Source organism: Duganella rivi, from assembly GCF_009857435.1.
Lineage (GTDB): Bacteria > Pseudomonadota > Gammaproteobacteria > Burkholderiales > Burkholderiaceae_D > Rugamonas > Rugamonas rivi.
This window is the reverse complement of sequence record NZ_WWCK01000012.1, coordinates 1-22373: the sequence shown is the minus strand read 5'-3', so window position 1 is coordinate 22373 and position 22373 is coordinate 1. Positions and strand designations below refer to the sequence as shown.

The 22373-nt window shown below is 62.6% G+C and carries 19 protein-coding genes, 1 rRNA gene and 1 riboswitch; of the genes, 5 read left to right on the top strand and 15 right to left on the bottom strand.

Features of this window, described 5'->3' with window-relative positions; genetic code table 11:
- The first annotated feature begins 1 nt into the window (after nucleotide 1).
- The 4 genes from rrf to GTP45_RS27655 all read left to right on the top strand — a co-directional run bounded on the left by rrf (nucleotide 2) and on the right by GTP45_RS27655 (nucleotide 5283).
- Nucleotides 2-114 (top strand): 5S ribosomal RNA (gene rrf / locus GTP45_RS27670).
- A 119-nt stretch (nucleotides 115-233) separates the two neighbouring features.
- Nucleotides 234-2264: an esterase-like activity of phytase family protein gene (locus GTP45_RS27665; protein WP_161017069.1), complete on the top strand. Its 2031-nt coding sequence runs from the start codon at nucleotides 234-236 to the stop codon at nucleotides 2262-2264.
- 19 nt (nucleotides 2265-2283) lie between these two features.
- Complete coding sequence (locus GTP45_RS27660; RefSeq protein ID WP_161017068.1) at nucleotides 2284-4296, top strand: beta strand repeat-containing protein; 2013 nt, start codon at nucleotides 2284-2286, stop codon at nucleotides 4294-4296.
- A gap of 66 nt (nucleotides 4297-4362) precedes the next feature.
- A complete protein-coding gene (locus GTP45_RS27655; protein ID WP_161017067.1) occupies nucleotides 4363-5283 on the top strand; it encodes a phytanoyl-CoA dioxygenase family protein in 921 nt (306 codons plus the stop codon).
- On the opposite strand, the gene GTP45_RS27650 is transcribed toward GTP45_RS27655, so the two are convergent.
- A complete protein-coding gene (locus GTP45_RS27650) occupies nucleotides 5243-6664 on the bottom strand; it encodes a DHA2 family efflux MFS transporter permease subunit (protein WP_161017066.1) in 1422 nt (473 codons plus the stop codon). The two genes, GTP45_RS27655 and GTP45_RS27650, sit on opposite strands and share 41 nt — an antisense overlap.
- A 95-nt stretch (nucleotides 6665-6759) precedes the next feature.
- Here GTP45_RS27650 and GTP45_RS27645 point away from each other — a divergent pair, with 95 nt between their 5' ends.
- Nucleotides 6760-8454, top strand: coding sequence for an alkaline phosphatase D family protein (locus GTP45_RS27645; protein WP_161017065.1), 1695 nt, complete (start codon nucleotides 6760-6762; stop codon nucleotides 8452-8454).
- Here the strand turns inward: GTP45_RS27645 and bluB are convergent.
- The 14 genes from bluB to cobT all read right to left on the bottom strand — a co-directional run bounded on the left by bluB (nucleotide 8451) and on the right by cobT (nucleotide 22100).
- Nucleotides 8451-9101: a 5,6-dimethylbenzimidazole synthase gene (bluB, locus tag GTP45_RS27640; protein WP_161017064.1), complete on the bottom strand. Its 651-nt coding sequence runs from the start codon at nucleotides 9099-9101 to the stop codon at nucleotides 8451-8453. The two genes, GTP45_RS27645 and bluB, sit on opposite strands and share 4 nt — an antisense overlap.
- On the bottom strand, nucleotides 9098-10546 hold the full coding sequence (locus GTP45_RS27635; protein WP_161017063.1) for a cobyric acid synthase: 1449 nt from the start codon (nucleotides 10544-10546) through the stop codon (nucleotides 9098-9100). Before GTP45_RS27635 ends, bluB begins: the two co-directional genes overlap by 4 nt.
- Nucleotide 10547: 1 nt before the next feature.
- Entirely contained in the window at nucleotides 10548-11420 is an 873-nt protein-coding gene (locus GTP45_RS27630; protein ID WP_161017062.1) for a cobalamin-binding protein, read from the bottom strand.
- Nucleotides 11417-12397: a threonine-phosphate decarboxylase CobD gene (cobD, locus tag GTP45_RS27625; RefSeq protein WP_161017061.1), complete on the bottom strand. Its 981-nt coding sequence runs from the start codon at nucleotides 12395-12397 to the stop codon at nucleotides 11417-11419. Before cobD ends, GTP45_RS27630 begins: the two co-directional genes overlap by 4 nt.
- The gene (cbiB, locus tag GTP45_RS27620; protein ID WP_161017060.1) at nucleotides 12390-13349 is read right to left on the bottom strand and encodes an adenosylcobinamide-phosphate synthase CbiB; all 960 of its coding nucleotides are present in this window, start codon (nucleotides 13347-13349) and stop codon (nucleotides 12390-12392) included. The genes cobD and cbiB overlap by 8 nt, the downstream gene beginning before the upstream one ends.
- A gap of 2 nt (nucleotides 13350-13351) precedes the next feature.
- Complete coding sequence (cobU, locus tag GTP45_RS27615) at nucleotides 13352-13900, bottom strand: bifunctional adenosylcobinamide kinase/adenosylcobinamide-phosphate guanylyltransferase (protein WP_161017059.1); 549 nt, start codon at nucleotides 13898-13900, stop codon at nucleotides 13352-13354.
- Nucleotide 13901: 1 nt separating this feature from the next.
- Nucleotides 13902-15185: a cobyrinic acid a,c-diamide synthase CobB gene (locus tag GTP45_RS27610; protein WP_161017058.1), complete on the bottom strand. Its 1284-nt coding sequence runs from the start codon at nucleotides 15183-15185 to the stop codon at nucleotides 13902-13904.
- Nucleotides 15179-15784, bottom strand: a complete 606-nt coding sequence (cobO, locus tag GTP45_RS27605) for a cob(I)yrinic acid a,c-diamide adenosyltransferase (protein ID WP_161017057.1) — start codon at nucleotides 15782-15784, stop codon at nucleotides 15179-15181. The genes GTP45_RS27610 and cobO overlap by 7 nt, the downstream gene beginning before the upstream one ends.
- Entirely contained in the window at nucleotides 15781-16554 is a 774-nt protein-coding gene (locus GTP45_RS27600; protein ID WP_161017070.1) for an ABC transporter ATP-binding protein, read from the bottom strand. Before GTP45_RS27600 ends, cobO begins: the two co-directional genes overlap by 4 nt.
- Entirely contained in the window at nucleotides 16554-17576 is a 1023-nt protein-coding gene (locus GTP45_RS27595; protein ID WP_161017056.1) for a FecCD family ABC transporter permease, read from the bottom strand. The genes GTP45_RS27600 and GTP45_RS27595 overlap by 1 nt, the downstream gene beginning before the upstream one ends.
- Nucleotides 17577-17633: 57 nt before the next feature.
- Nucleotides 17634-19499, bottom strand: coding sequence for a TonB-dependent receptor domain-containing protein (locus GTP45_RS27590; RefSeq protein ID WP_161017055.1), 1866 nt, complete (start codon nucleotides 19497-19499; stop codon nucleotides 17634-17636).
- 70 nt (nucleotides 19500-19569) lie between these two features.
- Nucleotides 19570-19791: riboswitch (cobalamin riboswitch) on the bottom strand.
- A gap of 4 nt (nucleotides 19792-19795) precedes the next feature.
- Complete coding sequence (locus tag GTP45_RS27585) at nucleotides 19796-20311, bottom strand: histidine phosphatase family protein (RefSeq protein WP_161017054.1); 516 nt, start codon at nucleotides 20309-20311, stop codon at nucleotides 19796-19798.
- Nucleotides 20308-21075 (bottom strand): adenosylcobinamide-GDP ribazoletransferase, encoded by a 768-nt coding sequence (locus tag GTP45_RS27580; RefSeq protein WP_161017053.1) that lies wholly within the window; start codon nucleotides 21073-21075, stop codon nucleotides 20308-20310. Before GTP45_RS27580 ends, GTP45_RS27585 begins: the two co-directional genes overlap by 4 nt.
- Nucleotides 21075-22100 carry a nicotinate-nucleotide--dimethylbenzimidazole phosphoribosyltransferase gene (gene cobT / locus GTP45_RS27575; protein WP_161017052.1) on the bottom strand — a complete coding sequence of 342 codons (1026 nt, stop codon included), beginning with the start codon at nucleotides 22098-22100 and terminating at the stop codon, nucleotides 21075-21077. The genes GTP45_RS27580 and cobT overlap by 1 nt, the downstream gene beginning before the upstream one ends.
- Nucleotides 22101-22373: the final 273 nt, after the last annotated feature.

Sequence of the window (22373 nt, the reverse complement as noted above, 5' to 3'; positions counted from 1 at the left end):
GCTTGATGACCATAGTAAGTCGGTCCCACCCCTTCCCATCCCGAACAGGACCGTGAAACGACTCTACGCCGATGATAGTGCTGCAACCAGTGTGAAAGTAGGTTATCGTCAAGCTAGTTATTTAGAAAAAGCCCGTTCAGGTGAAACCTGAGCGGGCTTTTTTGCGTCTGTCATCAGCCTGTAACGCGCCCTCGCTAAGCTTGTCCTTTTTCTAAAATTAGGGACAAGTCAGCATGAAAAAATTCTCCTTGGTGTCGCTCGCCGTGTTCTCCGTTCTGGCAGGTTGCGGCGGCAGCGATAGCGCTGCACCGGAAACGCCTAAGACGCCAATGACCGGCGCCTTCCTGGACGGCGCAGTGGAAAATCTGGACTACGTGGCGGGCACCGCCGCCAAGGCCAGCACTAATGCCAAGGGCGAATTCACTTGCTACGCTGGCGATACCGTGACCTTCAGCGTCGGCGGCATCGCACTGGGCAGCGCGCCTTGTGCCGCCACCATCACGCCGCTGCAACTGGCCGGCGTCACCGACGTTAAAGACAGCAAAGTCGTCAACCGCCTGCTGGCCCTGCAATTGCTGGATGATGATAGCGATCCATCCAACGGCATCAAGCTGAATGCCGACGTGAAAACCGCACTGGCTTCCAAGACCGCTGACTTCAACGCCACTGCTGACGCCTTCAACACTGTCCTTGGCGCCAACCTGACCGCCGCCGGCGCCAAGTACGCCGCTCGTACGATCGATGACAGCCGCCGTGCGCTGGTGCGCGAGCACTTTGAAGATACGCTGGCATCCAAGGTCGGCACGCCAGTCAACGAAACGTTCAGCCAAACCACGCCGCTGGGCGCGGTCTCGGTTACCGTGACGCGCTACCAGGTGCAAGCGGCCAACAGCTATTACATTCCATACGAAGGCGCCAACGCCAAGGTGAAAGAAGACTTCCCGCTGGGCTTCCTGCCATCGTACGGTTCGTCGATCGCCTTCAAAGGCACCAACGCGAATGGCGAGCTGGAGTTCTATGGCCTGACCGACCGCGGCCCGAACGGCGACGGCCCTAACTTGCCTGCGCTGACCGGCACCGGCACCACTGGCGCCAAGATCTTCCCATCGCCGAGCTTTGCGCCGGCATTTGGCGTGATCACGGTGGGCAAGTCGGGCGCGGTGCTGACTTCGTCGACCCCGATCAAGGCATCGGCCACGGTGAAGACCAGCGGCCTGGCCATTCCACCGGGCACGGTTGGCAACTCGGCCGAATTGCCGGTGATGGATGCGATGAAGTACGACGCCAACAGCAAAGCCACGTTTGACGCTAACGGCATCGATACCGAAGCTATCGTCGTTGATAAGAAGCGCAACGTGCTGTGGGTGTCGGACGAGTACGGCCCGTTCATCATGAAGATCGATCCGGCCACCGGCATCATTCTGAACAAGTACGCACCGGGCGCCGGCCTGCCGGACATCTTCCTGAAGCGCCGCGCCAATCGTGGCATGGAAGGCCTGGCACTGGATGCCACCACCGACAAGCTGCACGGCTTCCTGCAAAGCCCGCTGACCGATGGCAGCGCGACCTACTCGGTCACCGGCAAGAGCGAGCTGGTCGAACGCTTCGCGCGCTTCACCCGCTGGACCGAGTTCGATCCAACCACCGGCAAGGCCGGTAAGATGTACGCCTACCCGCTGGAAGCGGCCGATTACCAGGACGGCCGTACCGGCAACGCCAAGCTGGGCGACGTGGTCGCGCTGGGTAACGGCAAGTTCATCGTGATCGAGCAAGGTGCTGCGCCTAGCGGCAAGGTGTTCAACAAGCTGATGCTGATCGAGATCGGCTCGGCCACCGACATCTCGGCAACTGCCTTCAACGCCACTACCTCCGACCTGGAGAAAAGCAGCATGGGTGGCGTAGCCGTCAACGGCGCTGACTGGAAAGCCGTCACCACGCTGAAGAAAACCCTGTTGCTGGATCTGAACGCCATCGGCTGGCTGGCTGAAAAAGCGGAAGGCTTGACCATCGTCGACGGCAGCACGCTGGCACTGGCCAACGACAACGACTTCGGTCTCAAGACCAAGGTGTTTGACGCCAACGGCAAGTCGGTCGACGACGCCGATGTCACCAAGTGCAATATCGATGCGAACGGCGTGATCATCGCCAGCAGCTCGGCTGGCTGCAACGCCGCCAACAGCATCCGCGTGGCGCGCGGCGCCGACGTCGAGCGTCCAAGCCGCTTGTGGCTGATCAAGTTCGCCAAGGCGCTGACGTCGTTCTAATTATCCGGGGACATACATCATGCAAAAACCATCTTCCGCAATTCAATTCCTGCTGCTGGCTGCGCTGCCTTTTGGCGTTGCCACGGCAGCTGATTTCAACATCACCGGCAACAGCAGCACCGCGCAAACGCTGAGCAATGACCAGACCGGCTCGGTCGGCGCCAGCGGCGTGCTGAGCGTGAGCGGCAGCACGGTGGCGATTACCGTGACCGGCAAAAACGCCACGATCAGCAACCTCGGCACGATCAAGCAAACCGGCAGCGGCCGTGTCATCCGCGACAACACCGGCGTGAACGACCTCGTCATCAACAACGGCAGCACCACCAATAGCACGGCCTTGATGCAAGCCGCCAATGCCGACGTGATCCAGATGGCCCAGCCTAACGCCACTGTCACGCTCAACAACTACGGTTCGCTGATCTCGCTGAATTCCGGCGCAGGCGGCGCGCAGGCGGTAGATTTCAGCAACGTTACCGGCGCCAATGTGGTCAACAATTTCAAAGGCGGCTTGCTGAAAGCCACTGATGCCGACGCGGTGCGTCCGGGCCTGAATGGCGTCGTGAACAACGCCGGTAAAATCCAGTCCAATATCGTTAAGCCAGACGGCAGTGGTAGCGACGGCGTCGATGCGCAGAAAAATACCGGCGTGCTAGTCTTCAATTTGGCCAGCGGCGTGATCGAAGGCGGCCGTCATGGCATCACGGGCGAGCAGGCTGATGCCGCATCCAACTTCACCATCAGCGTGACCAATAGCGCTGGCGGCGAGATTCGCGGCTTGAACGGCTCCGGCATCAATCTGGATGGCTACAACAGCAAACAAAATGCCACCATCATCAACCATGGCTTGATCACCGGTTACGGCGGCAACGGCGATGGCGACGGCATTGATGCGGACGGTATCGCCAGCATCACCAACTCCAGCACCGGCATCATCCGCTCGCTCAATGCTTACAGCGCGCCGGGCAGTGGCCTTGCCTATAGCGAAGGCGTTAGCTTTGGCGGCGGCAGTATCACCAACGCCGGCATCATTGAGGGACTGGTCAGCGCCGGCAACACCAACGCCGTTGGACGCGGGATTACGCTGGCAGGCAACGACATCACCAGCGGCCCGCTGAGCGGCACGCGCGAAGGCTTGTACGCCCACGCCACCATCACCAATCAGGCCGGCGGCTTGATCCGTGGCGACAGCGATGCCGCCATCGTGGCAACAGGCGCAGCCAGCGGCTACACCATCACCATCCTCAACAACGCCGGCGCCAGCATTCAAGGCGGCGGCTTGACCAGCGCCGCCATCAAGGGCAACGCTGACAAGACCGTTATCGTTACCGGCGGCGTAATCGACGGTTCCAGCAGCGGCAAGGCAATTGAGCTCGGTAGCGGCGTCAACAGCGTGACCATTACCGGCGGCACGATCAGCGGCAGCATCAACGGCGGCAGCGGTACGCAAAACACGCTGGTGGTGAATACCGGCCCGGGCAACAGCTTCAGCTACGCCGGCGCGATTTCCAACTTCAGCAAGGTGGAAGTGCAGAGCGGTAACATCACCTTCTCGGGCATCAGCAGCTACAGCGGTGCGACCCAACTGAGCGGCGGCAGCCTGACGCTGGACGGCGCCCAGCGCCTGTCCGCCGACAGCGCGCTGATCCTCAATGGCGGCACGCTGCGCTTGGTCAACGCCGGTGCAGCCGGCCAGAGTTTCGCCAGTCTCTCGCTAACCGGCGACTCGTCGGTGCTGCTGGGCGGCTCGGCGCTGACCTTTGGAGCACTGGGCACGGTGGTGGACGGCAAGACGCTGACATTCACCGAGGCGGCAACTGGGGGTTATGCCTTCCGCCTGCTGGGCGATTACTCGTCGGACGCGGCTTTCCTGTCGCTGATCGGCGCCACCCACATCAACGGCGTTGGCGCGGCCTACACCTTCGACGGCACCTACACCAAGGTCGCCGCCGTACCGGAGCCAGGCACCTACGCGATGTTGCTGGGCGGCTTGGCGCTGGTAGGAGCGATTGCGCGCCGCCGTACCAAGGTTTAGCCCACATCAAGGCGGGGCGGCTCCCGGATTGTTACCTTCTCAGAGGTGACATGGGAGGAAAGCCCAATGGAATATGCGCAGCTGAAACCCGGCCGCCGTTTTGCCCCGCTTCATAGTCTGTTGTACTACAGCCAGCGCATCGTGACTTACCCCACGCTGCGCCGGCTGGTGGTGCGCGCGCTCAGCGCCGCGGTGAGGCTGCGCCAAGGCTCGGGCAAGGTATGGTACGCGGCCACGCCCGCCGAGCAGGTGGCCCTGCAGGATTTGCACCGCAGCGGCTATGCACCGCTCGGTCATCTGCTCGACACCACGCAATGCGGCGAGATCCGCGCTTGGCTAAGTGACAAGCTGCTAATTGATCGTGATCGCGAGCGTTCCGGCTTCGCGCTGGCGCAACGGCCCGAGGCGGTGCGCGTGGCCGATTACCACTTGCGCGACGTGATCGCTTGTCCGCACATACTGGCGCTGGCCAATAGCCCGGTCTTGCTGGGATTGGCGGCGCGCTACCTCAATTGCAAGCCGACCATTTCCGCACTGGGCCTGCGCTGGTCGTTCCCGGTGGCCGGCGACAGCAGCGCCTTGCAGGCCTTTCATCGCGATTCCGAGGATTGGCGCTACCTGAAAGTGCTGGTTTATCTCACCGACGTTGATGATGGCGCCGGCCCGCATATCTACCTGCATGGCAGCCACTTGACGCAGGCGCCGATGCGTTTGCGCTTCTACAGCGACCGCGAAATCACCGACGCTCATAGCGCCGACATGCTGTTGACCGCCATCGGCACGCGCGGCTTTTGCTTCGCAGTCGATACGGCCGGCATCCACAAGGGCACGGCGCCGGCGCTGCAACCGCGCCTGATGTTGCAGATCCAGTACTCGCTGCTGCCCAGTTACGCTTACCGCTACGCACCCGAGCACTATCACGGGCCGCTGGAGCTGGATCCGTATGTCAATCGCCTGATTGTTCGCCTGGGCGCTTCGCTTGGCTGATGGCTTCACCATCGCTCTTGCGCAGTGTGCGGAAGGTGAGCGAGGACAGTACCGTCAAGACGGCCAGCGTGATGAAGGCATGATGCAGCGCCGACGTCAGCGCCACGCGATTCGATTGCGGCATGTCGCCCAGATACCAGCCGGTGACCAGCGAGCCGGCCGCCAGCCCGAAACTCATCGACAGCTGCTGCATCGAGCTGGCCATGGTGCTGGCCATGCTGGAATTGGATTGATCGACATCGGCGTAGGCAATGCTGTTCATGCTGGAGAATTGCAGCGAATTGAAGAAGCCGAGGCACAAGCTGATCGCCACGATCACATACAGCGGCGTGCCTTGCTGCACAAACGCGAACATGCTGATGGTGACGCCGATCAGCAGCGTATTCACGGTCAGCACCTGGCGATAACCGAAGCGTCCCAGCACGCGCGCCGAAATCACCTTCATGCCCATGGCCGCCGCAGCGGACGGCATCATCAGCAAGCCCGATTGCCACGCCGGCAGGCCGAGGCCCAACTGGTACAGCAGCGGCAGCAGGAAAGGCAGTCCGCCGACGCCAATGCGCGTGACGAAGCCGCCCAGCACCGATACGCGGAAGGTGCGAATCTTGAACAGCGAGAGGCGCAGCAGCGGGAACTCCGCATCCTTGGCGTGCCACACGTAAGCCGCCAGCAGCGCGATCGAAATAAACAGCAGCACCGAGGCCGAGGTGACGTCAAGTTTGTGCTCGCCGAAGACTTCCAGCAGCCATGACAGCAAGGCGATGCCGGTGCCGAACAAAACGAAGCCGATGAAGTCCAATGGTCTTGGATGGTCGCCGTGATAGTCCGGCATGTAGCGGTGCGCGAGGAACATCGCCACCAGCCCGACCGGCACGTTGATGAAGAAAATATCGCGCCACGTCAGCCAGTGCACGATCAAGCCGCCGATGGTGGGCCCGAGCAGCGGCCCAATCAGCGCCGGAATGATAACGAAGTTCATGGCCGCCAGCAGCTCGTGCTTCGGATAAGTGCGGACGATGGTCAAGCGTCCGACCGGCATCATCATCGCCGCGCCGAAGCCTTGCAGCAGCCGCGCCGCCACCAGCATCGGCGAGTTGACCGACAGGCCGCACAGCACCGAGGCGATGGTGAAAATGGCAATCGCGGTCATGAACACGCGGCGCGTGCCGAAGCGGTCGGCCATCCAGCCGCTGATGGGGATCGAGACGGCGAGACTGAGGATGTAGCTGGTGACCACGGCTTTCAAGCTCAGTGGCGTCACTTGCAAGCTGGCGGCCATCGCAGGGATGGCCGTGTTGACAACGGTGGAGTCCAGCTGCTCCATGAAGAGGGTGGTGGCGACTACCCACGGCAGGTAGCGCTTGGCGGCGGCGGCATTCATACAGTGATTGTCACACAAAATAAACACAACGGTCATAAGGACGTCACGCTTGGGGCGTAAGTTGCGCACATTGCTATGGCTAGAGGGAGAGCAGCATGGAAGGACGCCGTACCTTTATCCGCCGCATGGCCGCATCGACCGCGCTGTTGGGCGTGGGCGCGACGGGCCTGAGCGGCTGCACCAGCACTGCCGCCGGCATGGGCGATAGTGGCGTCGCCGGTTTCCGTCACGGCGTGGCGAGTGGCGATCCGCTCAGTGATCGCGTGATCCTCTGGACGCGCGTGACACCGGCCCAAGCCGGCGAAGTCGCCGTGCGCTGGCAGATGGCGACTGATCCGGCCATGCAGCAAGTGATTGCGCACGGTAGCGTGATCACCTCCGCGCAAAAGGACTACACGGTGAAGGTGGATGCTGCCGGCCTGCTGCCGGGGCACGTGTACTACTACCAGTTTGCGGTCGATAGCGAGAAGTCGGTGGTCGGCCGCACCAAGACGCTGGCGCGCGGCGATGCGCGGCAAGTGCGGTTGGCGGTGTTCTCCTGCTCGAACTACCCGGCTGGGTACTTCAACGTTTACGCCGATGCGGCAAAGCAGGACGATATCGACGCCGCACTGCACATAGGCGACTACATCTACGAATACGAAAGCACCGGCTACGCTTGCGGCAATGCGGAGGCGCTGGGCCGGGTGTCCGAGCCGCGCGATCTGCTGCTGCGCATGGACGATTATCGCCGCCGCTACGCGCAGTACCGCTCCGACCCGGATCTGCAGGCGGTGCATGCCGCGATGCCTTTCATCACCGTGTGGGATGACCACGAGATTGCCGACGACACGTGGCGCGACGGCTCTGTCGATCACAAGGCCAGCAAGTATGGGCCGTTTGAGTTGCGCAAGCTGGCGGCGCTGACGGCGTACCACGAGTGGATGCCGATTCGCGTGCCGGATATGTCGGCGCCGGATAAAATTTATCGCTCGTTTGATTTCGGCGGCATCGTCTCGCTGCACATGCTGGACACGCGGTTGATCGCGCGCGATCAGCAGTTGATGATGTCCTCTTACTACGACGAGCATAAGCACTTCGACGTGGAGAAGTACAAGCAGGACGTGTGTTCGCCGCGCCGCCAGATGATAGGCCGCGAGCAGATGGCGTGGCTGGAAGGGCAGGTCAGCCGTTCAAACGCGCGCTGGCAGATGCTGGGCCAGCAGGTGTTGATGGCGCGCATGGAGTATCCGACCGCGGTGGTGATGGGCGAGTGCAGTTGCACCGACTACTCGGCGCTGAAGAAGCGCGCGGCGGCTGATCCTTCGTGCGTAACGCCGAAAGAGCAGCGCTGGCTGTCGGCGCCAACTTTGCCGTGCTATCTGGATTCGTGGGATGGCTATCAGGCTGACCGCGAGCAGGTGTTTGAGATGATGCAGAAGCACCGCAAGAATCTGGTGGTGCTGGCTGGCGACACGCATAACGCGTGGGCCAGCGATTTGCGCGATGCGCAGGGCAAGCAGATAGGCGTGGAGTTTGCCACTGCCTCGGTATCGTCGCCGGGCATGGAAGGCGCTTACCCTGACCGCGACCCCGAGGATGTGGCTAACATGATGGTGGACTTGATCGAGCCGCTGTACTACGCGCAGACCAGCAAGCGTGGCTACATGATCGTTACCGCCAGCCATGAGCAGGTGCGCTGCGATTGGCGCTTTGTCGATACGGTGTTGAAGCACGACTATACGGCGGCGACGGAGCGCAGCTTGCGCGTGCGCGCCGGGCCGGGCAACCGCCGCATCGAGGAGTGCTAGGCCGGTTGATCCCAGCGGTTTTCGAACAGGATGTCGGTGAGTGGGCGGCGCTGATCCCATTTCTTCAGTTCCAGCATCGGCGCGGTATAAAACTCGTGGACGTGGCCCACGCATAGGACGGCGATCGGCTGGCTGCCCTCCGGCATGCCGACGATGCCGCGCAGCTGCTGCGGATCGAACATCGATACCCAGCCGGCGCCTATGCCTTCCGCGCGCGCGGCCAGCCAGAAGTTTTGCAGCGCACAGGCGGCGGATGCCAAGTCCATCTCCGGCATGGTGCGGCGGCCGAATACGTATTGATCGCGCTTGTCGATCAGGCCGACCACCAGCACCTCCGCGCATTCCAGTATGCCTTCCACTTTCAGCTTCATGAAATCTTCCGCGCGCTTGCCCAGCGCTTCGGCGGTCTTGATGCGTTCTTCGTTCACGTGCTGGTGAATGCGGGTGCGCAGTGCAGTATCGGTGATGCGGACGAAACGCCACGGCTGCATGTAGCCGACGCTGGGCCCATTGTGGGCAGCGGTGAGGAAGCGTTCCAGTTGGCCCGGCTCCAGCGGGCCGCGCTTGAAGTGGCGGACATCGCGGCGTTCGCGGATGGCGCGATAGACGCCGGCAATTTCGGCGTCGGGGTAGGCGTGCGGATTCATTTTAGTTTAAGCAGTGCGTCCAATAATGGCTGCGTGGCGTCGGCGATGCGATCCAGGCTGGCTTCGCGCAGGGCGGAGGTGTCCACGGTGTTCTGCGAGTTGAGACCAGCCCAGCGCAGCAAGGCGCTGATGGCTTCCGGCGTATCGAACAGGCCATGCAGGTAGGTGCCGAGGATTTGGCCGTCGGCGGACAGTGCGCCTTCCGGGCGGCCATTGATGATAAAGGCCGGGTTGGCGAGCGCGCCGCCGGTGGAGACGCCCATGTGGATTTCGTAGCCGGCGACTGGTGCGCGGTCTTCATCGAAAGCGCAAACGCCTTGTACTTGCTGCAGTCTTTTGTCTAGACTCATTTCAGTGCGCAGATCGAGCAGGCCGAGGGCAGGCGACTCACCGGCTTTGCCCTCCATGCCCAGCGGGTCGGTCACGCTTAGCCCCAGCATCTGGAAGCCGCCACATACGCCGATTACTTTGCCGCCGTAGCGCAAGTGGCGTTCTATCTGTTGCGGCCAGCCTTGGGCGCGCAGCCAATCCAGATCGCCGCGCGTGTTTTTGCTGCCGGGGAGGATGATCAGATCTGCCGGCGGTATCGGTTCGCTCTGACGCACGAAATGCAGATCCACATCGGGGTGCGCACGCAGCGCGTCGAAGTCGGTGTGGTTGCTCATGCGCGGCAGGCTGGGAACCACCACGCGGAAGGCGCCGCGCGCGGCTTGCACTGGCTGCACCGCGTCTTCGGCGTCGAGGAATAGGCCGTGCAGGTAGGGCAGCACCGCCAACACCGGCTTGCCGGTTTGCTGCTCCAGCCACTCCAGCCCCGGCTCCAGCAGCTTGATATCGCCACGGAAGCGGTTGATGACGAAGCCGATGGTGCGATTGCGTTCGCTCTCCGACAAGCAGGCCAGCGTGCCGACGATGTGGGCGAATACGCCGCCGCGATCAATGTCCGCCACCAGTATCACCGGGCAGTCCACTTTTTCGGCAAAGCCCATGTTGGCGATATCGCGGTCGCGCAGATTGATTTCGGCTGGACTGCCAGCGCCTTCCACCATCACACACTCATACTGCTGCAGCAGGCGCTCATGCGACTCGAGCACCGCCTGCATGGCGACGGTCTTGTACTGGTGGTAGTCGCGCGCGTTCATCTCGGCGCGCACCTTGCCGTGAATGATGACCTGGGCGCCGATGTCGCTCGATGGCTTGAGCAGGATCGGGTTCATATCGGTGTGCGGCGGCACGCCGGCGGCGATGGCTTGCAGCGCTTGCGCGCGGCCGATCTCACCGCCGTCTGAGGTCACTGCGCTGTTGAGCGCCATGTTCTGCGGCTTGAACGGAACCACGCGCACGCCTCGCCGCTTGAGCAGGCGACATAAGGCTGCGACGACGGTACTTTTACCAGCGTCCGAGGTGGTGCCTTGCACCATCAGGGTGGAGTAGGGGAATGACATATTAATTACGATGCTGGCGGGCTTCTTCGATTTTTTCGCACAGTGCTTTGGTGCCGGCCACCATGCGCGGGCCGGCGCGGTTCAGCAAGTCGCCCTGTAAGCGGAATAGATTGTTGTTCTTCACGGCGAGCAGCGTGCCATATGGCTTCCACAGATCGACGCTGCCGTAGTCTTTTTCGCTGGTGCCGAAGATGGCTTCGGGATTCGCTTGCAGCACGGCTTCCATGCTGATGATCGGTGCGGTGACTTTTTGATCAGCGAAGATATTGACGCCGCCGCACAAGCGGATCGAGTCGCTGACAATCGATTTTCCGCTCAGGGTGTAGAGCGGCTTGTCCCACACTTGGTAGAACAGGCGTAGCGGCGGACGGTTGGAATACTGCTTGGCCATGGCGGCGAACTGCTGGCGGATCTCGGCGGCAGCGGGATTGGCGACGGCCTCGGTGCCCATCAACTGGCCGAGACGTTCGACGTTTTCGGCGATGCCTTCCAGCTTGGTTGGCTCGCTGTGGAACAGCGGGATGCCGAGTTTGCGCAGGCCTTCAATCTGGCGTTCGAAACCGCCGTGCATCCAGATGACGATCAGGTCTGGCTTCATCGCCGCGACGCGTTCCATATCGATCAGGCGGTTGTCGCCGACGCGCGGGATTTTTTTTGCGGCTTCCGGGTAGTCGCTGTAAGTGACCGCGCCGACGATCTTGTCGCCTGCACCGGCGGCGAACAGCAATTCCGTCACGTGCGGCGCCATGGCGATCACGCGCTGGGCAGGTTTGGCGAGTGTGACGACGTTACCATCATCGTCGCGCACGGTGACTGGCGCTGCGGCGGCAATGGCTGATGCGAGGAGGGCTGCGGCAAAGATCAGAGCTTTCATTTCTTGTTCCATTCAGTGAGTGCTGTTTGCAGGCGTTGCCAGCCTGCTTCGTCCGGCGGCAGGCCAAGACGAATGCCGCGTGCCGCTTGTGTGAAGAGTCGTACCCAGATGCCGCGTTCCGCCATGTGCTGCCAGAACGCTTCCGGCTGCGGCTCGGCCCACCACTGGAATAGCGGCGTGCCATTGGATTGAATGCCATGCGCGCCCAGCAGCGCTTGCAGGCGCTCGCCGCTGGCGTGCAGCTCCGCGCGCGTGTTGGCGTGCCATGCGTGATCGCTCAACGCGGCCAGCGCGATTTGCTGCGCCGGGCCACTGATAGTCCACGGCCCCAGAAGGTCGGCCAAATCGCGCAGCAGGTTCGCATGCGCGGCCACGAAGCCAAGCCGGATGCCGGCCAGGCCAAAGAATTTTCCGACCGAGCGCAGGACGATCAAGCCAGGACGCGCCGTGTGCGCGGCCACGCTGTTGTGCTGCGCGGTGTCGCCAAATGCTTCGTCTACTACCAGCCAGCCGCCGCGCGCGGCCAATTGATCGACCCATCGGAGCAACTGCGTCGCCGGCACCACCGCGCCGGTAGGGTTGTTCGGGTTGACCACCACCACCACGTCGTTGTGCGTCACGGCGGCTTCCAACGCATCGTAAGGCGTAAGCGTCAATGTGTGGCCGTGATCAGCCCAATGGTGCGCGTGTTCCGCGTAGGAGGGCGCGCTGACGGCAACGCGCGATGGTTTGCGTAAGCGAGGCAGCGCTTGAATCGCCGCTTGCGTGCCGGCCACCGGCAGCATGTGCGGCGCGCCATAGAAGGCTTCCGCTGCCGCCACCAATGCGGGATCAGGCTCCGGCAAGCGATGCCACGCGTTGCCCGCCAGCGCGGGAGCCGGATACCAATGCGGATTGATTCCGGTAGATAGATCGAGCCAGTTATCGCGGCCAAAGCGCTTCGCGGCGTCGCGCAGATTGCCGCCATGTTCAAGCATGTGTGATCTCCAGCAGTACAGCGACGGTACTGGCGAGGGCCAGCCACAGCGCCGTCGTGCGCGCCACCAGTTGCCATGCGCGGCCGATGTCTGCGCCGGTGGCCAGCGGGCCGTTGCCCAGTGTCGGACGATGTTCGACTTCGCCGTGATAGACCGCCGCGCCGCCCAACTGCACGCCAAGCGCACCAGCGCCGCTGGACATTACCGGGCCGGCATTTGGGCTATCCCACATGGGCGCCTGCGCGCGCCAGCATTGCCATGCACGGCGCTTGCCTTGCAGGCCGGGCGCCAGCAGCACGTAAGAGAGCGCGGTCAAACGGGCAGGAATGTAATTGAGCGCATCGTCGATGCGGGCGGCGGCGCAGCCGAATTGCAGCAATCGCGGCGTGCGGTAGCCCCACATGGCATCCAGCGTATTCGCCATGCGGAACAAGACCGCACCGGGGCCGCCGGCGATGATGAACCAGAACAGCGTGCCAAACACCGCGTCGTTGCCGTTTTCCAGCAGCGATTCGGCGCTGGCCTTGGTCAGTTCAATCTCGCTGGCGCTGGTGGTATCGCGGCTGACGATGCGGGCTGTCAGCAGGCGGGCGTTAGGTAAATCGTTCTGCGAGAGCGCATCGGCTATCGGCAGATTGTGGTCGCGCAGGCTGCGCAGGCCGAGACAGAAGTACAGCATGAGGGCGTGGACGGCCGCTTGTGCGGCTGGCAGGGCCAAGGCCCAGATCAGCAGTGCGGCCAACGCGGTCAAGGGCAGCACGGCCAGCATCCACGCCAGCATGCCGCGCGCAAAACGCAGGCTGCCTTGATTGAGCCTACGCTCCAGCACAATCGCCCAATTGCCGAAGCCGACCAGCGGATGCCAGCGGCGCACCTCGCCCCACCACAAATCCAGCAGCACGCCCACCGCCATCAAAAGCGCGATGGCGGAAAAACTTAGTCCACTCAGCACGGCTATCCTTTTAATACCAGCGGCAGGCCGGCGGCGACAAACACGGCGCGGTCGCAGATGGCGGCAACGGACTGGTTCAGGCGTCCCTGTTCATCCATGAAGCAGCGCGAGACGGAGCCCATCGGCATGATGCCGAGACCTACCTCGTTCGATACCAGCACGATGTCGCTGGCGCACTTGGTTAGGGCGCTGGCAAGCATGTCGTGCTGCTCGTGGAATAGGGCGGGCAGGGTGATTTCACCGACGTCAGGATATTCTTGTCCGCCGCTGAACAGCAGGTTGCTAAGCCAAAGCGTCAGGCAGTCGACCAGGATCAGGCGATCTGGCGACGACCAGCGCAAAAGCTGGTTACCCAATGCCAGCGGCTCCTCCACCGTGATCCACTCGTGCGGCCGGCCAGCGCGGTGATGCGCGATGCGCGCTGCCATTTCCGAGTCGCCGGCAGTGGCGGTGGCGATGTAGACCACTTCTTTGCCCGAGTCGGCGGCCAGACGTTCGGCATAAGCGCTTTTGCCGGAGCGCGCGCCGCCCAGAACCAGTGTACGTGTCATGTCACACTCTCCTTAAAAACAGGGCGGCGCTTGCCGCCGGGTTGGATGCAAAGTATGCGTGAAAATACGAGGCCGTCAACGATCCTACCTGATACACGGCCTCACCTTGTATTGCGGAGGGATGCTTCACAGTGTACGCGGCCGGCGTCACGCCGGTCGCCAGCCTGGAGTAGTGGAAGGTGTGGCCGCGCAGCACGCCGTGCGGCGTGTCCAATCCCTGCGAACCGAGGCCCGCGAGGCGTGGCTGCATCGCCACAGCGCCGGGCAGAAGGCCTGCCATATTCCATGTTTTTCCCGCTTGATCGGCCAGCGTATCGGCCAGCGCCATCATGCCGCCGCATTCCGCAAAGATAGGCGTTCCCGCTGCGTGCGCGGCGCGGATCGAAGCCTGCCACGTTGCCGCCTGCGACAACTGCTCCGCGTGCAGTTCTGGATAGCCGCCGGGGAGGTAGACGGCATCGGCTTCCGTCGGTACTGCTTCGTCGGCGAGCGGCGAGAAAAACTCCAGCGTCGCACCCATTGCGCGCAGCGTTTCAAGATTGGCCGGGTAGAGGAACATGAAGGCCGCATCGCGCGCAATGGCGATGGCCTTCCCGGCTAGCACTGCTTCTGGCGACGGTGCTGGCGCTGGGGCGATATGCACCGGCGGCAGGCGATCCCACGCCGCTTCATCGAACACCAGTTGGTCGGCCAGATCGTCAAGCAGTAGGTCGATGTCTTGCACTTCGCCCGGCAGCACGAGGCCGAGGTGGCGTTCGGGGAGCGACTTGGCCTGCTTCGGCAAAGTAGCAAACAGCGGAATGTCGCGCAGCGAGGACGCCACCATTTTGGCGTGACCTTCGCTGGCGACGCGGTTGGCGATCACGCCGGCCATCTCTACCGGGCCGTAGTCGCGCAGGCCGTGCACCAGCGCGCCGGCGGTTTGCGCCATGGCGCCGGCATCGATCACTGCCATCACCGGCACGCCGAATTCGCGCGACAAGTCAGCCGAGGAGGGCGTGCCGTCGTATAAGCCCATCACGCCTTCAATCAGGATCACGTCCGCTTGTGCGGCGGCTTGCGCCAGCTGCTGGCTGCATAGCTCTTTACCGACCATCCACAAATCGAGCGAGCGCACAGGCGCACCACTGGCGCGCTCCAGCAGCATCGGATCGATAAAGTCTGGCCCGCACTTGAACACGCGCACGCGCTGGCCCATGCGAACCAGCTTGCGCGCCAGCGCGGCGGTGGCGGTGGTCTTGCCCTGTCCCGACGAGACGGCGGCAACCAGCAGTGCCTTTACCATTCGGTGCCCGCCTGTGCGCCGATACCGGCCTTGAACGCGTGCTTGACCACTTCCATTTCAGTGACCGTGTCGGCGATCTCGATCAGCTCCGGCGGCGCGCCACGCCCGGTAATGCAGACGTGCTGCATCGCCGGGCGTGCCAGCAGGTCGTTGATTACCAAGTCAACGTCCAGATACTTGTACTTGAGGGCGATGTTCAATTCATCGAAAATCACCAGCCCGATCTCGGGATCGGCGAGGAATTTCTTCGCTTGTTCCCACGCCACCTGCGCCTTGGCGATATCGCGCTCGCGGTTTTGCGTCTCCCAGGTGTAGCCTTCGCCCATGGCGTGGAAGCTGATCTCTTCGGGAAAGCGGCGCAGGAAGCGCTCCTCGCCGGTTTGCAGCGCGCCTTTGATGAACTGCACCACGCCGACCTTCATGCCGTGGCCCATGGCGCGGATCGCCATGCCGAAGGCGCTGGAGCTCTTGCCCTTGCCGTTGCCGGTGTTGACGATGATGATGCCGATCTGTTTATCTGCCGCTGCGATCTTGGCGTCGATGATGGCCTTCTTGCGCTCCATGCGCACGCGGTGACGTTCGTTGATGTCGTCGCTCATTGGGTTTCCTCGTTGGGGATAAAGATGCTGCGCTTGCCGTGCTTGATTACTTCGATCGGGTGGCCCAGATAATCGCTGAGGATATCGGCCTGCATCACGTCGGCCGTGGTGCCGGCCAGCCAGCGGCCATCGCCTTTCAGCAGCAGCGCGTGGGTGGAGACGCTATGCGCCAGCGTTAAATCGTGGCCGATCATGACGGCGGTCTTGCCTTGTTCGCGGCACAGGCGCGCGACGATGCCCATCACGCTGACCTGGTGTGCGAGATCCAGCGCATTGGCCGGTTCATCGAGCAGCAGCAGCGGCGTGTCTTGCGCCAGCATGGCGGCAATCGCCACGCGCTGGCGCTCGCCGCCGGACAAGGTGCGCACATCGCGCGCGGCGAGATCGGCCACTTCCATCGCTGCCAGCGATTTGATGGCGATGGCGTGATCGTCGCTGTCTTCCCAGTAGCGGTTGTCGTGGTAGGGATGGCGCGCCGACAGCACGGTTTCAATCACGCTGTAGGAGAAGGCGTCGCTGCGGCTCTGCGCGAGGAAGGCGCGCTGGCGCGCCAGTTCCGCCAGCGGCCATTCAGGCAGCGGCCGGCCGTCCAGCGCCACGTGGCCGGCTTCCGGCGAACGCAGTCCGGCCAGAGCGCGTAGCAAAGTGCTCTTGCCTGCGCCATTGCGGCCGATAACGCTCCAGCATTCGCCTTGGCGCACCTGCCACTCGAGATCAGACACCAGCTGGCGCTGGCCGACGCTCAGATAAAGTTTATGAGTGCTGATCATCATTTGCGCAGCCGGTGAAGTTGATACAGGAAGACCGGTGCACCGATCAAGGCCGTTACCACGCCCACCGGCAGCTGCTGCGGCGCGATGACGGTGCGGGCCAGCGTGTCGGCCAGCAGCAGGAAGGTGCCGCCAGCCAGCGTCGCTGCGGGAATCAAGATGCGGTGATCGGGGCCAACCGCAAAGCGGCAGGCATGCGGCACGATCAGGCCGACGAAGCCGATGCTGCCGGCGCTAGTCACAGCGCTGGCGGTCAGCAAGCCAGAGACGAAGAACAAGCCTTTGCGCAGCGCGCCCACGCGGATACCCAGCGTAGCCGCAGCTTCGGCGTGCAGCGCCATCACATTCATAGCGCGCGCATTACGCAGCGCGAAGATCAGCGCGGCGATCAGCACCGCCCACGGCAGCCAGCGCATCTGAGTGCCCGACAAATCGCCTATCATCCAGAACACCATGCTGCGCAGGCGGCTTTCGGGCGCGATGGACAGCATCAGCGTCACCAGCGCCATGCAGGCGGAGGACAGGATCGCACCGGTCAGCAGTAACAGCGCGGTGCCGCCTTCGGCCGCCGTGCCGCCGCGCAGATCGCGCCGGGCCAGCACATATAGCATCATGGAGACGGCGACTGCGCCGCCAAAGGCGGCTGCGTCCACCATCCACGCGGCGCACATGAACAGCAGGGCAGCCAGCGCGCCGACCGAGGCGCCGGCGGACAGGCCAAGTACATAAGGATCGGCCAGCGGATTGCGCAACAGCGCCTGCATCATCACGCCGGCCAGCGACAACGCCGCACCGGTGACGAAAGCGGATACCGCGCGACTGACACGCAGGTCGAGCAGGGTAGCTGCCAGCGTCGAATTCTGGCCATGCAGCAGCTCATTGAGCGCCGCAGGAATATCGGAAAGGGGAATCGAGACCGAACCGGTCATACCCGAAAAAATCAGGCTGGCAAACGCGAACAGCAGCAACCCTGCAAGGGTGATGGTGGCGCGCTGTCGCAGATTGCGGGAGAAAGAATGCATGCACTGCTTTCAAAAAAACTGCCGGGGAAGGACGTCCATCCCCGGCAGGTTACACCATTATTTGTAGCCGTAACGGATGCCGGCAAACACCTTGGAACCCGGCGTTCCATAGTTGCGCGCCAAGTCGTACTGCTTGTCGCCGATGTTATTCCAGCGGACCAGCGCCGACCAGTCGCGGGTGAAGGCATAGGTCGCGTACAGATTCACCAAGCCATAGCCGCCAAGGCGATTCTTGTTGGCTGCGTCATCGAAACGGTCGCCGGAGAATTCCAGTTCCGCACCCAGTTTCAGCGCGGCGATGCGGTAATCGGCGGTCACGTTGCCGTGCTTTTTCGAGCGGCGCGCGAGGCGCTTGTCGCTGCTATCGTCCTTCGGATCTTGCAAGTCGATGTTGGCAGCCAGATTAAGGCCGGCCAGCTTGGTGGCGCCGGAAATCGTCACACCTTCCAAGGTCGCTTTGCTGACGTTGTAGGCGCAGCCGAAGGCATAGCCGGCGGTGCCGAACGGGCAAGGCGTGGTGTTGACCAGCAGGTCGGACAGCTTGTTGCGGTAGTAGTTGGCGCTCAGCGCGTTCACGCCGTCATCCCAGCGAATGCCGATTTCGGCGTTCTTGCCTTGTTCCGGCTTGTTGCCTGGATTGCCGTAGCCAGGGTAGTACAACTCGTTGTAGGTCGGTGCGCGGAAGCTGGTGCCGTAGCTGGCGGTGGCGCGCAGCTGCGAGGTGAAGTCGTAGCCGTAGCCCAGCGAGCCGGTGTTCTTCGAACCGTACACCGAGTTATCACGGCGGATAGCGGCGTTCAGCAGATTGGCGCCGCGGCGCGCGTTGTACGAAGCTGCCCACGAGTTGGTGGTGCGGTCGCGGTTCAGCGCATTCGAACCATTGGTCGATACTTCTTCCTTGCGGTGATCGTACAGCACTTGCAGCATGTCTTCGCCGATGCGGATATCGTTTTGCACGGTGATGTCGGTCTGCTTGGTGTCGATGCGCGAATAGCCTGCAGCTGCGGCGCTGCTCCAGTTCTGGCCCTTGTCGCGGCTTTCCGAGTACTGCACCAGCGTGTCGACGTTCGGCACCAACTTGGCCTTGCCGTAGACGGCGGCGGTATCCAGCGAAGCCGTGCTGCGCACGTCGTAGGCGGAGGCGCCGGCGTCGTACTGCGATTCCAGTTTGCTGTGCAAGAACAGCGCGCCGGCTTCATAGCCTGGCGCGATTTGCAAGCTGAATTGGCCGGAGACGTTTTCCTTGTCGTAGCCGTCGCGGTCTGCGTTGTATGAGGACAGCGCTGGACGGGTGGCGTTGAAGCCGTCCGATTTTTCTTTGCCCGCGCTGATCGCGTAGCTGAAGCTGTGCTCACCGCCGGTGGCGCCGGACAGGGTGGCGTCGGCTTCGCGCGTCTTGTCGCTGCCGTAGCCTGCGAAGGCAGTCACGCTTGGCGCGCCTTTGCCCTTCTTGGTGAAGATCTGGATCACGCCGCCGATGGCGTCAGCGCCATACAGGGAGCTCAATGGGCCGTAGACGATTTCAATATGGTCGATGGCGGTCAGCGGGATAGCGCTCCAGTTGGCGGCGCCGGTGGTCGAGGAGCCGATGCGCACGCCATCAACCAGCACGATGTTTTGGTTGCTGTTGGCGCCTCGGATGTAGACGCTGGACGCGGTACCTGCGCCGCCGTTGCGGGCGATCTCGATGCCGCGCTGGCGTTGCAGCAGGTCGACGATGGAGCCTGCGCCCGATTCGGAAATCTGTTCTGCGCTGATGGTGATGGTGTCGCTGATGACGTTAGCCAGCGGCTGCGGCGTGCGGGTGGCGGTAACAACGACGGTGTCGGCAGGCGAGGATGCAGATTCAGCGTGCGCGTAGCAGGCAGCCATGGCCAGCGCCAGCGACGTCAGCGCCGCAGGACGGGAGATACGAAAGGTCATGATAATTTTTCTGTTAGTAGCAACCGGCCGACGTCCCCGTAGGCCAATTGTGAACAGAAGCGGGGTGTGCCCGCTTCCACCTGATTTGGCCGGTATCCGGGCTAACAAGTCAGACCGCCTTACCTTCCCATGCCGAGGCACAGTGGTGTTGAGAGGCGGTTTATCGCGTACAGCGGCGACACTTGCTTACCGTTGCGGGGGCAGCACACGTTGGCTTTTTTAACAGCTTCGTGTTTCCCGTTTAACTGCGCATCTGAACAGACGCGCGAGCACCAAAACCCGCACATTATACGGGTTTAAAGAATCAAAGTGGAGCCGTAGGGGATTTGATGGGCGGTTTGTGCGGCTTGTAGCGCCATTTCTACAGGGGTTAAGCCGGCATGGCGGGCGGCCAGTAGGCGCATGGTTCCGGCGTGGCCGATGATGATTGCGTCCGTGGCCAGCGTGTTGTAAAAGGCGGTGATGCGCTCGGCCATTTGCAGCACGCTTTCGCCGCCGCCGGGACGGTAGTGGACCGTGTCAGCGGCCCATGCGTCAATGTCGCTGCGCGGGATTTGATCCCATGGCTGCATCTCCCATGCGCCGAAATGCATCTCGGCGAGGCGGGCGTCGTAGATGGTGGCGGCGCTCAGGCGTGCGGCCAGATCGGCGCAGCGGCGCAGGGGGCTTGAGTAGATCGGCAGGCCGGCTGGCAGCTTGAGTGCGGCCAGCGTTTGCTCCAGCTGCTCCGGCGCGACCGCAAGGTCGGTGCTGCCGTAGCAGATGCCCGGCGCGACTAGCGGTTGCGGATGGCGGACCAGTATCAGCTTCATCGCGGCAGGCAGGCTAGCGCGCACAGATAGAACATCACTTCTGTCACTTGCTGTACCGCGCCGAGACAATCGCCGGTGTAGCCACCGATGCGGCGCACGAATTTTCGGGCTAGCCAGAAGGTAGCAATGGCTGCCGCCAGTGTGCCGGCCAGCAGACCGGCCACCGGCAGCCATTGCAGTGCACCCACGGCTAGCAGCGGCACGGCGACGGTGATGGCGGCGATGGCGAATTCGCCGTTGCCCATCTTTTGCGCCAGCGGCTTTGCCTTGCCTTCCGCACGGGCGTAGTCGAGACGCCAGATCAGCGAGGTTGCCATGAATCGCGAAAGCGGATGCGCCACTAGTAGCGCGCCGATGGCGGCTAGCGGCGGCAGCATGGCAAGTGTGGTTAGTTTCAGGGCCAGCATGCAGATGGTGCCGATGGCGCCGTAAGCGCCGATGCGCGAGTCCTTCATAATCTCCAGCACCCGCTCGGGCGTCATGCCGCCGCCGAAGCCGTCGCACATATCGGCAAAGCCGTCTTCGTGAAATGCGCCGGTGGCGTAGATGCCGACGGCGGTGGAGATAATCACAGCGACCGGCGCTGGCAGGAACCACGCGGCTACTAAATAGGCTGCGCCGGTAATCAGCGCCACTACCACGCCCACGAGAGGGAAGTAGCGCGAGGCCTGATTCAGCCACGCAGGGTCAAAACCCACCCAGCCGGGAATCGGCAGGCGGGTGAAGAATTGCAGCGCGGTGAAGAACAGGCGCAGCTGGTGCATTATTCCGACTTCTCGCTGACCTGCGCCGACTCGAAGGTCGCCATCTGGTTCAGGAAGTTGGCGGCGGCATGCAGCAGTGGCAGCGCCAGCGCGCAGCCGGTGCCTTCGCCGAGACGCAGGCCGAGATTCAGCAGCGACTTGGCGCCGAGTGCCGACAGCATTTGCTGGTGGCCGTTTTCGTTGGAGCAGTGAGCGAACACGCAGTAGTCGAGAATCGCCGGCTGCATGCGGGCGGCGACCAGCAAGGCGCTGGTGACGATAAAGCCGTCGATCAGTAGCACCTTGCGCAGTTCGGCCGCTTTCAGCATGGCGCCGGCCATCATGGCGATTTCCAGTCCACCGAAGGCGGTCAGCACGTCGAGCGGCTCGGCGGCGCTGGCATGTCTGGCGACAGCCGCCTCGATGACGCGCTGCTTGTGCAGGATGCCTTCCGCCGAGAGACCGGTGCCGGCGCCCACGCATTGCGATACCGGGATACCGGTCAGTTTGTGCATCAGCGCTGCGGCGGCGGTGGTGTTACCGATACCCATTTCGCCGAAGCCGACCAGATTACCTTCCAGTTCGGCGGCCAGCGCTGCGCCGGCGGCCAGCGCGGTGTCGCACAGATCGCGGCTCATGGCCGGCTCTTGCGCGAAGTTGCGGGTGCCGTGGGCCAGCTTGCGATCAGTCAGGCCGTCGCGCGGGCCGAAGTCGTGATTCACGCCGGCGTCGATCACGCGCAGCGTGCAGTTGTTCTGCGCAGCGAAAACGTTAATCGCCGCGCCGCCGGCGAGGAAGTTCTCTACCATTTGCCACGTCACATCCTGCGGATACGCGGAGATGCCCTCGGCGACTACGCCGTGATCGGCGGCGAACACTAATATGGCTGGCTTATTAATGGCGATATCGCGAGTGTTCTGTATAAGGCCGATTTGCTTGGCCAATGCCTCCAGCACGCCCAGGCTGCCCAGCGGCTTGGTCTTGTTATTAATGGCGCGGTCGAGTTGCGCGGCCAGCGCTTCGTTATAAATAGGGGAGATGGACATGAGGCAGCTTATGAATCGAAAGATTTATTATTTTACCTCTTGCCAAAGCAGGGAGCGGCTTGCTATAGTTCTGTCCCTCGCAAGACAACGCAGACGCTGCAAAGCGAAACGAAGAAAAGCGAGGGGTTGACGAGATAAACGAAACACTTCATAATCTCGCTTCTGTGCTGATGAACACAACGCTTCAACAGCAAGCAATACGGTCTTTAAAAAATTACAGTCGATAAATGTGGGCGTTTGATGCTGCAACAAAAAGCATTAAATGCTCAAGCA